The 17,134-nt window shown below is 45.4% G+C and carries 12 protein-coding genes; 7 read left to right on the top strand and 5 right to left on the bottom strand.

The genetic code is table 11. The features are described from left to right. Positions 1-349: 349 nt before the first annotated feature. The 6 genes from BCT11_RS21375 to BCT11_RS21350 all read left to right on the top strand — a co-directional run bounded on the left by BCT11_RS21375 (position 350) and on the right by BCT11_RS21350 (position 9,364). Entirely contained in the window at positions 350-2,992 is a 2,643-nt protein-coding gene (locus tag BCT11_RS21375) for a hypothetical protein (RefSeq protein WP_102389245.1), read from the top strand. A gap of 15 nt (positions 2,993-3,007) precedes the next feature. After that, positions 3,008-3,757 (top strand): ADP-ribosyltransferase, encoded by a 750-nt coding sequence (locus BCT11_RS21370; protein ID WP_063344969.1) that lies wholly within the window; start codon positions 3,008-3,010, stop codon positions 3,755-3,757. 14 nt (positions 3,758-3,771) lie between these two features. After that, positions 3,772-4,545 (top strand): ADP-ribosyltransferase, encoded by a 774-nt coding sequence (locus BCT11_RS21365; RefSeq protein WP_102389244.1) that lies wholly within the window; start codon positions 3,772-3,774, stop codon positions 4,543-4,545. Positions 4,546-4,656: 111 nt separating this feature from the next. After that, complete coding sequence (locus BCT11_RS21360) at positions 4,657-5,397, top strand: ADP-ribosyltransferase (protein ID WP_039974502.1); 741 nt, start codon at positions 4,657-4,659, stop codon at positions 5,395-5,397. 57 nt (positions 5,398-5,454) lie between these two features. Continuing rightward, on the top strand, positions 5,455-7,743 hold the full coding sequence (locus tag BCT11_RS21355; RefSeq protein WP_102389243.1) for a hypothetical protein: 2,289 nt from the start codon (positions 5,455-5,457) through the stop codon (positions 7,741-7,743). 4 nt (positions 7,744-7,747) lie between these two features. Then, the gene (locus BCT11_RS21350) at positions 7,748-9,364 is read left to right on the top strand and encodes a M91 family zinc metallopeptidase (protein WP_045407092.1); all 1,617 of its coding nucleotides are present in this window, start codon (positions 7,748-7,750) and stop codon (positions 9,362-9,364) included. Between the two features lie 97 nt (positions 9,365-9,461). On the opposite strand, the gene hutH is transcribed toward BCT11_RS21350, so the two are convergent. From hutH to hutC, 5 genes are all read right to left on the bottom strand, one after another. Next, positions 9,462-10,997: a histidine ammonia-lyase gene (gene hutH, locus BCT11_RS21345; protein ID WP_039974505.1), complete on the bottom strand. Its 1,536-nt coding sequence runs from the start codon at positions 10,995-10,997 to the stop codon at positions 9,462-9,464. Positions 10,998-11,008: 11 nt separating this feature from the next. Further along, complete coding sequence (gene hutU / locus BCT11_RS21340; RefSeq protein ID WP_038874701.1) at positions 11,009-12,706, bottom strand: urocanate hydratase; 1,698 nt, start codon at positions 12,704-12,706, stop codon at positions 11,009-11,011. Positions 12,707-12,802: 96 nt separating this feature from the next. Continuing rightward, positions 12,803-13,816: a formimidoylglutamase gene (hutG, locus tag BCT11_RS21335; RefSeq protein ID WP_102389242.1), complete on the bottom strand. Its 1,014-nt coding sequence runs from the start codon at positions 13,814-13,816 to the stop codon at positions 12,803-12,805. Between the two features lies 1 nt (position 13,817). Next, complete coding sequence (gene hutI / locus BCT11_RS21330) at positions 13,818-15,068, bottom strand: imidazolonepropionase (protein ID WP_102389241.1); 1,251 nt, start codon at positions 15,066-15,068, stop codon at positions 13,818-13,820. 120 nt (positions 15,069-15,188) lie between these two features. After that, positions 15,189-15,896, bottom strand: coding sequence for a histidine utilization repressor (gene hutC / locus BCT11_RS21325; protein WP_042604579.1), 708 nt, complete (start codon positions 15,894-15,896; stop codon positions 15,189-15,191). Between the two features lie 198 nt (positions 15,897-16,094). Here hutC and BCT11_RS21320 point away from each other — a divergent pair, with 198 nt between their 5' ends. After that, entirely contained in the window at positions 16,095-16,838 is a 744-nt protein-coding gene (locus BCT11_RS21320) for a sporulation protein (RefSeq protein WP_102389240.1), read from the top strand. The last annotated feature ends 296 nt before the right edge of the window (positions 16,839-17,134 follow it).

Below are 17,134 nucleotides of genomic sequence, written 5' to 3'. Positions count from 1 at the left end.
ACAAGTTGAGATAAGGTGCATTGCCGCAACTGGGCTGCTGGTTTAATGTTTTGCGAAATTTTATAAAAACAATAAAAAATAGCGCCCTTGCAACCTTGATAGCCTCTTTCCTAACAGACTGTCTTGTACGCAGGAGGTAATAAAACACAACAACAAAAGTTTGGCTGTCTATGAAATCAATGATCCCTCGGCATCAACCAAAGGCTTAGCTCTAAGTCTCTCTGCTCTCAACGTTTGCCCACGAGAGCACCTTAATTAAAAACGTTTAATTTCCGGTTGCGAATAAGTAACTCGGAGGCTTGCTGCTTCCTGCAAGAAGCGAATAACTTCTCAAACCAAGGATAATTATATGAAGTTACGAAAATTGGTATTGGCGTGTGCCATTGCTTCCCCCTGTGTTAGTGCTTTTGAAGTTTGTAATATTGGTGATGAATACAACGTACTGGATCGTGAGAGCTTCCACGATATACGTAAGTCAAATTACCGAAACTTCAGTGAAGACCTAACGCCACAAGATTTATTTTTGTCTGCGCCCGAACACCACGCAGACGCGCGACCTTCGCTTGCTGAGGCAGATGAAGTTTTCCCAGAAACTGCATCTCTACTTGAGGTCGGTCCTGCTAATGTTGCCGTTCTTGAATCCGAAGAAGCGGCGAGTTTGCTTGCGACAATCGGGCATTCGACGGCAGGTTTTGCCAAGGGTGCGTTAGAAGCGTTAGGACCAGTAGGCGATACCGTTGCAGTGGGATTGTGGGCAAATGATGTGGCTCAAACCTTTGAAGATGAAACGAAAACGTCCTACGACCGCTTTGCTACGGTGATGAGCCTGATTGATTGGTTTGGTGTTCTCAAGCTACCTGAGCGAGAAATTGATCGTAAGATCCTAACGGCTCGTTGGAATCGAGTTGCCGCGGGCGATCATTATAGCTTTACCGTTCACGACGACATCGTCACTCAACAAGACAAAAAAGATAAGCAGCATTGGGCGGATCTTGCATCCGGTCAAAAGCGCATGCTTGAAGCGCTGGCGAAGGGTTATGCCTCTGATGTAGCGCTTAAATATCAGCAGCATTATCAAGAAGCGTTAAAAGCGCAAGCCGTGTTAGCAGAGACGTTGGTTAACTCTGTCGAGAGCGAAGTTCAGAAAGCCATTTTTAATAAGCTCGCGTTAGAAGGCGCGAATGCCAAACTGTTTGCCTCTGATCTTGCTTCAACTTGCCGCACAGAGATTGATGCGTTGCTGGCTTTGTACCCAGAGCAGGAAGAAAACAACAATCGTCCAATGTATGTGCCATCGAAGCGAGAAGCTAATCGAGTACTAGCGCGCGTGCAGCATTGCCAACAAGAACATCTGGACTTGGCAGTGGCGGTGCTTGATGAACTTAGAAATGGGGAAGTGGAAGGCTTAGAGCGTCAATCACTGCATCAACTTTACCGACAAGTTCTCAATTCGAAGATCAAAATCGTTGAGACCGCGAACTCCCAGCTTGATGTGCTAAGAGCCAAGTTAAAAGAAGAAATGTATGCAGAAGGCATGAATGCCATCGATCGCTTGTTTGATTCAGAAGCGGTTGCGAAAGCCCATCGCTATTTTAAAGACCAAGCGGATTATTTAGCGATAGATGAAATGTCTCGCAGTATTTTTGGGCGTCCAGCCACGGCGACTGAACGTCGTCAAAAGTACTTTGTTATTCAAGAAGGGTACGAGAAGTGTACTCGAATTGGGATACTTGGGGGGGACCCGAACTTCAGAGGGTGTACTGAGTACACGTGGATTCCTGCAGAGAAAGAGCATTATGACTCTGCAAAAGATGAAGTAATTTCGCAGATGGTGATGCCAAATCGCGATGCGATCAAGCGTGTCTTTGCACAATCTATGGATGAACTGATCAACGAAGGTTGGAGCTCTCAACATGAAGAGGCTTGGCTTGAACAGCAGATCCTAAGCTTTTCCGATAAGCAACGCATCATCAGAACTGCAGGAGCCGACAAAGCGCGAGTGATGCGTTGGATGTTTGATTCCAGTGCGGCACTGGAAGCCGAGTGTGGCGGTGGTAATGCTTGTGCCGCTTGGTCTCCTAGCTACCTAGCAAAAGAAAACCTATCTCGCGAATCGTCATTGCACCACATTGCTGATTGGCATGAAAGGAACAAAGACTCAGGGTATTACGTGCATTCAAAGCGCTTGGCAAAACTGGAGGGTTTTATTAGCTCGGCACTAGAGAGTGAATGGCAGGCAACACATGTTAACGGTTTTTATAGTTACCTATATCCGGGAAGCTTTGATCTCGATAAACATGCTCCTTTAATTGCGTCAGCGCTAAGGGCGTCCAACTTGAATACCAGCAATCTTGCTGCAGCATTGCCGCTAGCGAAAAGCGTGGTAAAAAATCGTATTTTAGAAGCAATGAGTGTGGCTGACAGTAATGGTGAGGAATGGCTTGCTGCGCAGCTTGGCGACTTCCAGAGATACATTGGCATTATCCATGCGCAGAATATTTCTACAGGTCACTACGCATCAGGAGAAGTAGGGACGACCGCACTCCTATCTGAGCCACTACCTGCACATCTACTGCGCTATATGACGTTGGACGTTTATTACAACATCGACGACAGTGACTCTGCGTATTACCACCCAGCGAACAGTGGCGAAGACATGAGTTATGACGTGCGTTTACATGCATCGATCGATGATTTGTTTAACGCTGACTCTGAATTGGGTAGAAAGCTCGACCTGCTGGTTCAAGTTAATAATAACTTCACTAACCTACCGGGCAGAACTTGCATGATTATGTACCCGCAACTGAGAGACGCCTTGTTTAAGGTCTCCGGTGATGAATCAATGTATTGGTTAACGCCGTTTTCTGATTGGTTTGACAGTGTTACTCGCCAACAGCTAGAGCTGTTTAGTGCGATTCGATTCGGAGTCATCAAGCAGAATGAGCTAAATATCTCCTGTGATTTAAGCCCAAATAATCCTAGATATTGGTAATGGGAGGAACAGACTATGTTGAGGATTATTTCACTCTGTATTCTCTGTTTTAGCTTCGTCGCTCAGGCTGCGCCTTTTGAGGTATTGAAAGCCCCTTTACGTAGCCAAGTACAAGTCGATGAATTGGCGTCACAGTTTTCTGATTGGGCGAAAGCTTCCAGTGGTTGGCGATATAAATTGATGACGGCGAATGAAGTCGAAGCCTTGGAAGATTTTTCCGTTTCTGGCTATCAGCTTGCGAATGACTACTTAAGAGCTCCGGATACCTCCACTTGGGGGAGTGCGGGAAAAAGTGCGAGGAAGTTTATTAAGCAGGTTCGTAGTGCCATGAAAAAACTGCCTCACTACAAGGGTGTAACCTACCGTGGTGCGTGGGCAAAGCAGTCTCTTTTGAACAAACTCCAAGTGGGGGATGTGGTCGTGGAACCTGCATTTACATCCAGTAGCACCATCCCAGAAATCGCGAAGCGTTTTGCCGTGGTTCGGCCTAACTCGCCCCAACCTTTACAGCGTGTGCTGTATGAAGTTCAAGTAAAAAACAGTGGTCGCGCACTTGGTGGCTTGTCTGAATTTGGTGGAGAAGCCGAGGTGTTGTTACCACCAAACACTTACTACAGAGTGACAAATATCGAATTGAATCGAGGTTCTGCGATGGTGGCGCTAGAGACCGTTTCGTCACATGAAGCGACGACGGGAACAACATATAACCTCTATTCAGGTGAAGAGATAAGCCATTCCTACTGGCGTACTCTAGTCTGCAGTTGAACAGGGAGCTTAATATGAAAAAAATGATTTTAGTCTTGTTACTGACTTTTTCGATTAACCATTTGGTGAAGGCAGAAGATTTTGTAGAGTTTAAAGGACGGGATTTGTCACCAGTTCAACAAGAGCAGATGGCAGATGACCTAATGGACTGGTCTGTCGAGAATCACGCAAAGGCAGAGCGGAAGATGATTCCGGAAGAGTACTCAGCAATTAAACGTTACGGTCGTGTAGACCATGATGTTGTGAATGAGTACATGCGAGCTGGCGAACCCAAAGAGTTCTTGATGCAGGGATATGGAGAGGCGCTTAAAAGCCGTGTTTCTCATATGCGAAGTGTGATGAACAAGCTGCCAAACTATAAAGGCACGGTTTATCGGGGCTCATCCATTAAGAATAGCCTTCTGGAAAAGCTTAATGTTGGCGACATCTTACATGAAAAAGCCTTTCTATCGACTTCTACCATTCCAAGTGTCGCCAGAAACTTTTCCGCTTCTGGAGCATATGAGGGAGTGTCTGCGGCTCAGTTTAAAATTGAACTGAAGTCGTCTGGGCGGGCTATTAATGCTTATACCTTTAAACCTTATGAAGCAGAAATTTTAGCAAAGCCCAATACTTATTTTCGTGTAGAAGCCATAGAGAGGCTTTCATCGAGAAAAAACTACATAAAAATAAGAGAGATCAAGAATCCAGCAAAATATCTAAAGGCTGAACCAGATATACACATTTACGATAGCTTTAGTGGAGAAGAAGTGTCACTTAGATCTCGGTCAGCATTGTATTGTCTTTGATGGTAGTTACCTCTCATGCCTGTTGTATGAGAGGTATTATTTAAAATAAGTTATTAACATTCTCCCAGTTATTTTTTCTGGGAGATTTATTTCGTCAATTGGTAAATAAAAGTGAAATCTAGAAAAGTAATATTCGGCTTATTAGTTCACGCTAGTTTGTGTTCTCATGCAATTGCGGGCTTGAAGTACAATGATAAATATTACAGTAATTCAGATATAGAACAGATCATGGAAGTTATGTCTGAGCCTGGCATTGATGATTATGGAGAATTTAACAGACTAAGAACAGAATTATACGAACAAGCTGATGTTCAAAAAGATGTTCTTTCAGAAGAAGAGGTCGCTGCACTTGCCGAGTATCAAGACTATGCTTTTGCATCGACTCGAGAAAGTTTTATCTCAGGCGTTTTTGATGATGAAACCCAGAATATCATTGATCATATAGATTCAGCGTTTGAAAGCGGTGCAAAGTATCAAGGCGTTACCTTTAGAGGAGAACGTGAACTTGGGGCTTATATGTCAGACATACAAGTTGGAGATATTGTTAGTCCTAGCGCTTATGTTTCAACGTCTATATCAAAAGATGCTGCCTATAACTTTCATTCTGGCCAGCTTGCAAGATTTGAATTGCGACAGGGTAAAAGCGGTATTGTAATACCAAATGTTATTGATGGGGAGCTGGAGGTTCTTATTAATAGAAACTCTTATTTTGAAGTGACAGCTATTAAAACGAGTTATATGGGAACTCACGTTGTTTACCGAGAAATAAATCCTAACTCAATAGGTAATAAGAAAATAAAAGATATGCATAGCGGCGAAGAAATCACAGCCGCTGAAGTGTGCGCTTTTTAAAGTCATATTTATGAACGGTCCATTTTACTCTTTAACCATATAAAGAACATATTACTAATGAATTCAAAGTTAATACCCAGTTTCATCGCTTTGGCTGCATTCAGTCCTGCTACCTATTCATTGTGCTTTATCGATGGTGTGTCTGATACACAAAGCTTAAATAGCTTCGATAGTCGGCGTCTAGAAGGGCACCTCCATCAGGAATTTTTCTCAGAACCTCAGTTTGGCTCTACATTCGGTGAGCTAGAACACTCTTCACAACAACAGCTGTTTTCTGAGGCATGGCCTTCAACAGAAGAGGCATTAAATGCTGTACCAGTAGCCGCAGAAAGTGTGTTAAGTGGCCCTGCAATATTAAATCGTCTGGGTCGAGCTGGAAGCTCTACACTTGAAGTGCTTGGCCCTGTTGGCGATGCCTTTGCTGTGGGGGGTTGGGCAGAGAGTATGGCATCTACATTTTCCAAAGAGTCATCGACGCGTTTAGATAAAGCAGCGTCTGTCTTCTCGATTGTGCCATTGGTCGGTGATGAGCTAAACATGCTGTCCAATGATATTAAATACTTTGCAGCGAAAGAGAAGATTGAGGAGTTTGAATCTCAAACTCACTATGTTTTTAATGATCATCATCCTGATTTCAATCGATTTCATCACAAAAAGGAAGACGCAATTAAGCTGATTAATCAATACGATAGGCACGTTAACGCGTCGATTGAAATGTACATCGACCAACTATTGCTTGCTGCGGATACGGAATATCGCCGAATAACAGCAGGTTATGATCGTCAGCTTGTGAGGCAAATGGCGAGGATGGATCTGGAATATCTCAAGGTTTATGGTCACATATCAGAGCAATCAAATCTCAATAGCCCGTTATGCTCCGACGTTGCTGATAATCCGCTTAATTTGCTGGATTGTGTCAAATCACAAGGTCAGGAGCGGATTCAGCTGATCGCTCAACAATTATCCTCGTCAGAATTAAATCAACTTCACCTAAAATTACACGAAGCGAAGCGCTCGCTTGTTCAAACTTCCATAAATAACTTGCAGGAGCACAAAGACATACTGCTCAGTAATGTCATTGCTCGTGCAAAGAGCCATCTTCCTGAAGTCTACCAATACACGAGACTTAATCGACGTTTACTTGAGGAGAGGGCACGTATGAGTGGGTTGCGTGAGTATGCGAAAGTGAATTGGAATGTGGATTATTTGTCAGAAGAGCAATTACATACCGCGACATTTGAAGTGAAGCCAGCAAGAGAGTGTTGGGGTATACCGTCCGTTTATCCCGGTGGTATTCAGGCATCGCTTGACGCATGTAAAGACTCAGGACCGCTCTATGACACCTACCATGTATCTAAAGATCAAGAGCTCGTTGATGTGATCAGAAAATCGTTTAACTTCGATGTGGATACTTATGTGGGAGCGAAGGTCAACCAAGGTTGGCAGTCGGGATTACTGCGCTCTAAATTACATGATGTGGCTTATGCGTATGTATTTGGTCAACTCTCAAATCAAGCATTTGAAACCTTGATAACACAGCTATCAACAATGAAAGTGCTTCCTTATCAAACTACCTTAACCGAGTACTTAAATAGCCAGGGCTTGAATGCTAACGATCCTGAGCAAAGGAAAGACTGGTATCAGCTTAGCCGTTGGTATGAACTGCTTTTAACTGAAAAACCATCCGGAGGGGTATTAAGTGCTATCAAGCAATATGAAGTGTTCCGCGCTTTCATACAGCCAGTCTTCGAACAAACGATTGTTGCGGCTTACCTTCGTGATGTGTACTACTCAATACCTTACCCAAGCCTTTATTCAGCGAAGAACCTTCGATTTTATTCTCCAATTATGGCGAATACTATTGACCAAGTTGTAGCGAGCTCCAACGCGAACACGCTGCTGAGAAACTTAGATTCGGCTGTGGGTGAAATCATCGAAAAAGTACATGAGGTTAATACCGCTAACGACTTACATTATCTACTTGGTGATTTGGCCTTGTACGCACAAATCGCTCAACACCAACAATCTGAAGTGCATGTACTGACGTCTGGTGTTAATTCTGCCCAGCTTTTTAATAGCTCATTATCAGTGGTGCATAGACAGTATCTCAATGAAGCGCATCAGCGGGTCCTTTTTCAGCAAGTGAAAGCATCAGATCAGCATCCTCTTTGGCAAGCGCTGTCTAATGTCGGTAACAAACTGTCTGAAGGTGAACTGGAGTTGGCGATTACTCAGTTGGGTGATGTTATTCGGAACAACGAAATGACAATGCTTCCGCAGATTAACGAAGTGCTTCTCCAAGAGCTAGAAGAGCTTATCGAGCTACAGATTAAGATTGAGGGTTAATAGGATGAAAACTTTAACAAAAGTGATGTCAGTCATTTTTACATTCTTAATATTGATTGGAAGTGCTTTTGCTGGTGGTGGTGCAGAGATGGGGGAGTTTTATGCTGCCCCTGATGGTGTGAAGGTCATTTATGGGTACAACACCCCGCAGTACGGTAATCTCTATCGAGTATCAACTAACCTGTATGTACAAACAAAGGATGACGCTTATCTTGCAGATATTAAACTTCTGATTCAAAAACTGAAAATATCACCGACTGGGCGAGAAGTGTTGCGCCAAATCGCGACTTATACTCCCGTCAATGCTCCAGAAGATACTGTAGCCCCCCTTATTGAGCATCTTCAAGGCGTTGATACGAACAAGGTCAATGTGGTGACCGTGATTCGCGAGCCGGAAAGCGCTGGTCGTTTGTTTGAGACCGTTCCTTCCAGTTTCGTTGATAGGCAAAAGTCTGAGCTTGTCTATTTAAGGCAATTTGATGGAAAAGGCGTGTCAAACACGGTGTTCTTTTCTACCCAAGAGGTGGTTAATATTCCGGGAACGGACAAGCCTTTTGATCAAGCGGTCGCGCTAGGTCATGAGTTAATTCATGCTCGTGATTACGCTTCAGGCGCGATGCCTCCAGGTAGTGTGCTATTAAAGCATCGTCATCCCGAAACCGGACAGGTTACGGAGTACTCGATTGAAAATGCCGAATATCAAACGACGGGAATTTTCCATTATAACAATGCAGAAAGCGGCAGAGATGCTGAGACTGCGATAAGTGCAATTCGTAGTGATGCGATCATGAGGCGGGAAGAGATGTACTTCCGCTGGAAATCTAATGGGCAGAACAAGCCGAAAGCTTATTTGAAAAATGAAAAGGTAGTGAGTGAGTTTCATTTGGCCGATGATCTTGGCGCATATAAGAGAAATACTTATTGGCCTGCAGGGCAGTACCAATATCATCCTTATACGGTTGAGGTAAGGCCAGCTGCTGCAGGATCTCTATCACCCAAATGGAATACTTTGGAGGGTAAGCAAGCCCATGTCGAAGTTCGTCGAGCATTGAACCAGTCTTTGAGTGAAGGCAAGGAGACGGCGATTGTGCTTATTGATGCGACCGAGCAACGATTATCGCAAAGCTTACAACACTCTCCGGCGCTGACAAGGCGTGGTTTAGGGAACCAAAGTGCGATCTTAAATTATGCTGCTAAGAACAACATTAAAGTGGTCAATGCTTATAGTTCTGAAAATGAAACGCCTCTGGCGAGTTTGAAGAAGAAAAAACGCAGCCGAATGTACCGCGCAATTCTTGGGCAACCCGAAAGTTCGGGTGGATACAAAGATGTTCAGTTTAGTTTGGACAATCAATCCTTACTTTCACAAGAACTCGAAGGTCAAGATACTGTACTTGTGATGGCGTATTCCGATGGTCAAATGACAACAAACATCGTCGATAGCTTATCAGATGACCTCAATAAGCAAGTTCTGGTCTCACGACATTCTAATCTCGATTATCAACCTTCAAACTTGAGTGTAGAAGAGAGTACCGCTTGGTTGAATATCCGAGAAAAACAGAATGTGAAAATGCTCGGCTCTGGCAGCCGTAGCCGTTTCAACATTTGCAGTATTCAGTAATGTGCTTATGATGTTGCTACAAAGGTAACAAGAAGAATCAAAAAATAAAGCCGATTGAGTTTGCTGCTCAATCGGCTTTTTCTTAATAAGAAGTGTATTAGTGCACGCTAGGGAGCAAACTCTCTGGCATTAATGCATTGTGCAGTGCCAGTTTGAGAAGGGAGTTTGCCTGCTCAATATCGGGTGCGAAGTAACGGTCTTTGTCGTAGAACGAGACTTTCTCGCGCAGCATTTGCTTGGCAATTTCGATACGCTCAGAAGACTTGTTTGGTGCACGGAAATCCAACCCTTGCGCGGCTGATAAGTATTCAACCGCCAAAATACCACGCGTGTTTTCTCCCATCTCTTTCAGGCGGCGAGCCGCAAAAGTTGCCATCGAAACATGGTCTTCTTGGTTTGCAGATGTTGGCAAGCTATCGACAGAAGCGGGGTGAGCCAGTGTTTTGTTTTCACTTGCTAATGCAGCCGACGTCACCTGCGCAATCATAAAGCCTGAGTTCACACCGCCATTGTCTACCAAGAATGGAGGAAGCTTAGATAGCGCGCTATCAATAAGCAGTGCCATACGACGCTCTGACAAGCTACCAATTTCTGCAATCGCAAGGGCAAGGTTATCTGCGGCCATTGCCACAGGCTCGGCATGGAAGTTACCGCCGGAGATGATGTCGTTATCTTCAGCAAACACCAACGGGTTATCTGATACTGAGTTCGCTTCTACTTGCAGAATCTCCGCGGAATTACGAATTTGCTGTAAACAGGCGCCCATGACTTGAGGTTGGCAACGAAGTGAATATGGATCTTGTACTTTTTCGCAATCGGTGTGTGATTCACCAATCTCGCTGGTTGCTTCTAGCATATGTCGATACGCTAATGCGGCATCCATTTGGCTACGATGACCACGAACACGATGAATGCGAGGGTCGAACGGACGACGGCTACCTAATGCAGCTTCTACCGACATCGCCCCGCAAACCGTCGCGGATGAGAACAGATCCTCTGCGATGAATAGGCCTTCCAGTGCAAATGCCGTTGACGCTTGAGTACCGTTAAGCAGTGCTAAACCTTCTTTTGGGGCCAGCGTGATTGGCTCTAGACCGGCAATTTGCAGAGCTTCTAAGCCAGAAATGACTTTGCCATTGTGACGTGCTTGGCCTTCACCAAGAAGCACCGTACTCATGTGAGCCAGCGGCGCTAAGTCACCCGATGCGCCTACTGAGCCTTTTTGTGGAACGCATGGATACACCTGCGCATTCACAAGGTCAATCAGCATGTTGATGACTTTCAAGCGCAAGCCAGAGAAGCCACGCGCAAGGCTATTGATCTTAAGAACCATCATTAAGCGAACGGTTTCGTCAGACATGAATTTCCCGATGCCCGCAGCGTGTGAAAGCACAATACTGCGTTGCAGCGTTTCTAAATCTTCTGGCGCAATACGTGTGTTCGCGAGTAGACCGAAACCCGTATTGATGCCATAAACGGTGCGATCTTCTGCAATCACTCGGTCGACAACTTGAGTGCTTTCCTCAATGGCCGGAATGGCTTCTGGGTCGAGAGTAAGGTTGACAGGTGAGCGGCTCACCTGACGCAGTTCGTTTAAGCTAATATGGCCTGGCTTTAGCGTTAAATTGAGCATGTCTTTCATCCTTACTTCAGCTTTTTCAGTTCTTCGTTGAGCATTGGTAGATCTAATTTTTGTTCGGCTGCGCATTGTTTGGCGATGTCGTAGCCGGCATCGGCATGACGCATAACGCCCGTCGCTGGGTCATTGTGAAGTACGCGAGCAATACGCTCAGACGCATCATCACTGCCGTCACAACAAATCACCATACCCGAGTGTTGAGAGAAGCCCATACCAACACCGCCTCCGTGGTGTAGAGACACCCACGTTGCGCCGCCTGCTGTATTCAATAGCGCATTAAGTAGCGGCCAATCCGATACGGCATCAGAGCCATCCATCATCCCTTCGGTTTCTCGGTTCGGGCTGGCTACAGAGCCGGAGTCTAAGTGGTCACGGCCAATAACAACCGGTGCTTTAAGTTCACCGTTTTTCACCATTTCGTTGAAGGCTTGGCCAAGACGTTCACGGTCTTTTAAACCCACCCAACAGATACGTGCCGGTAGACCTTGGAACTGAATGCGTTCACGTGCCATGTCTAGCCAGTTGTGCAGGTGAGGGTTATCAGGGATCAGCTCTTTTACTTTCTGATCGGTTTTGTAGATGTCCTCTGGATCGCCAGACAACGCTGCCCAACGGAATGGCCCAATACCTTCACAGAATAATGGGCGAATGTAAGCCGGTACGAAACCAGGGAAATCAAATGCGTTTTCTACGCCTTCTTCCAACGCCATTTGACGGATATTGTTTCCGTAATCCAGTGTTGCAGCGCCGCGGTTTTGCAGCTCTAGCATGGCTTGAACTTGTACAGCCATTGATTGTTTCGCCGCTTTCACTACGCCGGCTTCATTTTGCAAGCGCATTTCTGCTGCATGAGACATGCTCCAACCTTGAGGTAAGTAGCCGTTCAATGGGTCGTGCGCAGAGGTTTGGTCTGTTACTACATCTGGTGTGATGTTACGTTCCACAAGCTCTGGGAAGATGTCTGCTGCGTTGCCTAGTAGACCGACAGAAATAGGCGTGTCGGATTCTTTGATCATCGCTAGCGCTTCATCTAGCGATGTGGCTTTCTTGTCGACGTAGCCTGTGCGTAGACGGTAATCGATACGTGATTCATCGCACTCGACGGCTATCATAGAGAAGCCTGCCATGGTACCTGCTAAGGTTTGCGCGCCACCCATACCACCTAGACCGCCAGTTAAAATCCAACGACCTTTTGCCTCGCCGTTAAAGTGCTTTTTAGCGACCGAGACAAACGTCTCGTAAGTGCCTTGAACAATGCCTTGTGAGCCGATGTAAATCCAGCTACCTGCAGTCATTTGTCCGTACATCATCAGGCCTTCTTTATCGAGCTCATTGAAGTGCTCCCAATTGGCCCAATGTGGAACTAGGTTTGAGTTCGCAATCAGAACGCGTGGCGCATTTTTGTGAGTCGGGAAAACGCCAACTGGTTTGCCTGATTGAACGAGAAGAGTTTGGTCATCGTCGAGTCTTTCTAACACTTCAACAATCTTATCGAAGCATTCCCAATTTCGTGCTGCTCGACCGATACCACCGTATACAACGAGCGAGTGAGGGTGCTCGGCTACGTCTGGGTCAAGGTTGTTCATCAGCATACGAAGTGGGGCTTCCGTCAGCCAAGATTTGGCGCGCAGGTCGGTACCGCGTGGAGCACGAATTGTTCTGCTGGTATCAAGTCGTGGATCTTGTCCTTGGCGCTGTGTCATTTTAAGACTCCTTTAGTTTCACGTGTGTACCAAGTCTGTGCTTGGCTATTTCTACTCGAGTAAAGTGCTGTTCGAGTTAATCGTTATTGGGTTTGCTTATTTAGGCTTATGGTCTTTCTCTGCCATGGCATTGGCAATGTCCCAACATAGGCGGGCTGCCAATCGAGCGGTTTGACTATCGACGTCATACGTGGGGTTGTACTCGGCAATGTCTGCCAGCATAAGCTTGTTTTTGTAATGTAGGACTCGGTCGAGAAACGGCGAAATGATGTCGTAGCTGACTCCTCTCGCTGCTGGGGCGCTTACACCCGGAGCTGTTGTCGCAGGGAATACGTCCAAATCAATCGTTAGATAGAGGTAATCGCAGTCATCGATAAAGTGCTGTAGCTGCGTTAAATGGTAGCTGTGGTTCATGTAGCAAAGCTGTTTGTCTTCCACATACCAAACGTTGAGTTCGTCCGCTTTCTGGAATAGTGCTTTGGTATTGCTGCTGCGACTGACACCAATGCAAGCGTAATGAAACTTCCAATCATTGCGTTGGCAGAAGTGATGAATTTGATTAAACGGTGTGCCTGAGCTTGGTTTTACATCTGCCAGCGAACTTTCAAAAGCGCGTAGGTCAAAATGTGCGTCGAAGTTGATTATGCCAATCTTTGGCCGCTTTTCTGGGTGATGAGTTTTGAAGTATTCGGCCAACCCAGAAAATGACGCCCATGCGATCTCATGCCCGCCACCGAGGACGACGACAGGTGAATGGGGTAGTGCCTGAGCAACTGTGGCCGCGCATTGCGATTGGCTGCTCTCTAGTAAGTCGTCTTCGCAAACGACAGTACCGAGGTCGTAAAGCGGCGCATTTTGGTGCCAAGCGAGATTGGCTAGGGCACGACGGATTAAATCCGGTGACTTTTTCGCGCCAATACGGCCTTTATTTCTGGCAACACCCGCATCGGTAGCAAAACCAAGGATCGAGACGCCTTCGCTTTTGCTCGGCAACTCTTCGACAGGAATATTTTTAATCACGTGGTGAACGCGTTTACCCAGTTCTCCATCTTCAGCATCATGACGACCTTGCCAGTGAAATGGAGCGGTATTCAGATCTGATTGAGCCATGTCACAGTCCTCCGTGAGAGACATATTCACCATTGACTATACGACCTACCAAACGTTTTGCGCCGACTTGATAACTGAGGTCTGCTGGGTGTTCGATATCCCAAATTGAGAAGTCAGCATCATAACCGACTTCAATCACGCCACGAGATTCCCCATAACCCAACGCTTTTGCTGCGTTTTGAGTGACGCCACGCAGTGCTTCTTGAGGTGTTAAACGGAACAGAGTGCAAGCCATGTTCATCATCAGGGTTAAATCTGCGAATGGTGACGTGCCAGGGTTGATATCCGTCGCTATCGCCATTGGCACCTTGTGCGTTCTAAGCAAATCGATAGGTGGTAATTGGGTTTCACGTAAGAAGTAAAATGCGCCAGGGAGCAAGGTTGCCACGGTCGAGGAATTGGCAAGCGCACGTACGCCAATTTCATCCAGATATTCAATATGATCGGCAGAAAGACCATTGTATTGGGCGGTTAAAGCCGTACCACCTAAATCAGAGAGCTGCTCAGTATGGCCTTTTACATGCAAGCCATGCTTTTTTGCCGCCTCAAAGACCCGCTCGGTTTGCGCTAAGTTAAAACCAATCGATTCACAAAACACATCGACGCTGGTGGCAAGCTTTTCTTCTGCCACGAGGGGAATAATGTCATCACAAATGTGTTGGATATAATCGTCAGCACGGTCTCTAAATTCTGGTGGGAGTGCATGAGCGGCGAGTAGAGTTGTGGTGATTTTTACTTTGCGCTCTTGCTCTAAGGCTTTCGCTGCTCGCAGCATCTTGATTTCATCAGCTAGCGTGAGACCGTAACCAGACTTAACTTCGATAGAGGTAACACCGCTTGCGAGCAATCCATCTAAACGTGGCAAAGCGAGTTCGATAAGTTGTTCTTCAGTGGCGGTACGAGTGGCATGAACGGTAGAGAGAATACCACCGCCTTGCTTGGCGATTTCTTCATAAGGCACACCATTGAGGCGCATTTCAAACTCGTTGGCTCGATTTCCGGCGTACACAAGATGAGTGTGGCAATCAATCAAACCTGGCAACAATAGCTTGCTTTGAAGGTCAATGGTTTGTTCGTAGTGGTCTGGATTCAAAATGGATTCGGTATGTTCGCTATCGTTACCTTGTTCTTTCGTGCTGATGGCGACAATTTTTCCTGACCGAATGCCGACGCGAGCAAGGGGGAAGGGCAGGTAACCTTGTTCTCCTTCTTGCAGAGTGACGAGGCGTGCATTTTCAATCAGCAAATCCATTCTGATGTTTCCTTCTGATTTGTATCTTTAAATGTATATACAAATAAATAGGAGAAAAAAGCATCACTGACAAGACTAATGTTGCTGAAATGTGATCAAAACGAAGAAGTAATGCCTAGTTTACAATAAGATCTTAGAGCTTAATTTGTACTTATTGCCTGGGTGATAAAGTAACGCGGTGCTGACCAGTTTGTCTTGACTCCATGTGCGTCGGTTGAGCAGTAAGCATGGTTCGTCAGCTTGCATTTTAAGATCTTGCTTCACGCGTCCATCTGGGACAATGGCTTCTACGGTATGTTCGATGGCGCTAAGAGGGCAATTATTAGAAAGGTATTGGTTTGGTGTCATGCACGTGAAGTCTTGATTGAGGTAACTTGGTGCGTATTGACTGTTCACCCAACGAAGTTCTAGCTGTATTGGTGTGCTATCTTCAAAATGAATGATCTCGCTGTAGAATACGGTAGTACCAAGCATGACGCCCAGTTTGGTTGCGATATCATCGTCCGCTTTGATTGCAATTTGTCGGCGAACTTCACTATGATGCTCTCGACCACGATTGCTGATCTCATCAGCAATGTTACGAATGTCTAATAGGGGAGATTCAGACTTCTCAGCCGGATCACAAACAAAGGTGCCGAGGCGAGGGCGGCGTTGCAGTTTGCCTTCGTTAACTAAGTCTCTAATGGCTTTATTTACCGTCATTCGACTGACTCCGAATTGTTCGGTCAGCTCAAATTCTGTCGCGATGCGGTGTCCAACCATCCACTCTCCCGAATCAATTTTATCGAGGATAAACTGTTTGATTTGCTTATAAAGTGGCGCAGACATAATGACTTCCTTTTAATTGACTATACAAATAGTGCGTAATCTATGTACAAATTGCAAATACCTAAACCTATTCTGTGAATAGATAAAAGGAATTAGTCCGCATTCTTGAGGTCTATTGCTTGCAGTACTTTCATCAGTTGTGTAAACAAAGGTTCTCCACAACAAAATTAATAAAACAGGCAGTCACAAAGGAATTCCATGTTTAAAAAACTAAAAGCATCGCTTGGTATCGGCTCGGCAAAGGTAGATACGATTTTAGATGAGATGAGCGTTTATCAAGGTTCAATATTACGTGGTCACGTCCAAATCAAAGGTGGTGATGTTGAACAACAAATTGATGCCATCACCATCAAACTGAACACGGAAATGAAAGTAGAAGCAGATGACAGCGTTAGTTACCAGACATTCACGATCGATCAATTGAAGGCGGTTGAACCTTTCATAATCCAACCGAATGAAGAAAAACAAGTGCCGTTCGAGTTAAAACTGTACGATGAAACGCCAATTACGGCAGTAAGCGCAATGAAAAACCAGTGCCACGTTTGGGTAGAAACCACATTAGACATCGGTTTTGCGATTGACCCACGCGATCGTGACTACATTGAAGTAAAGCCATTACCCGCAGCATCACGAGTAATTGGCGCCATTGAGCAAGCTGGTTTTACTATGGTTAAAGCCGATGTAGAGAAGGGCTTCTTACGTGGTAATACATTCTCGTCACGTTCGGGTATTTACCAAGAGCTAGAGTTCCGTAATAACGGCTTCGTTTCCACTAAAGAAATCGAATTGTCATTTATATTGGATGGTGCGACGCTCCATTGCTTAGCGGAGATCGACCGCTCATTTAGCATGTCTGGTGATCAGTATCGTTCATTCTCTTTACCTGTTGATGCGACAGATTCACAGGTTGCAGCAGCAATCGCTCCGACTCTTAACCTGTAATCGCTTACTCTACGGTTCTCATAAGCTCTGATAGAAGAGGAACGCTCACTATCAGAGCTATTTTCATTTTTAGATCGCGTCGATTTTTTTTCAAAATTATTGAGGCTCTCATTCGTTGAACAATGAAGTTTCAGTGATAAATTGAAATCGCTCTTTGCATTCTAAATGTGAGCTAGGTACAATCCCCTTCTCGATATTGGTCCGGTATTCGTGTTACCGAGCGGCCTTTACCGATTCTCGAAAAATCTTCTAATTTGAATAACATGTGTTGCTTGGTGTGCAACACCACTGTAAAG

It is taken from the genome of Vibrio sp. 10N.222.52.B12 (assembly GCF_002875385.1).
Lineage (GTDB): Bacteria > Pseudomonadota > Gammaproteobacteria > Enterobacterales > Vibrionaceae > Vibrio > Vibrio jasicida.
This window is presented reverse-complemented; position numbering and strand designations above follow the sequence as displayed.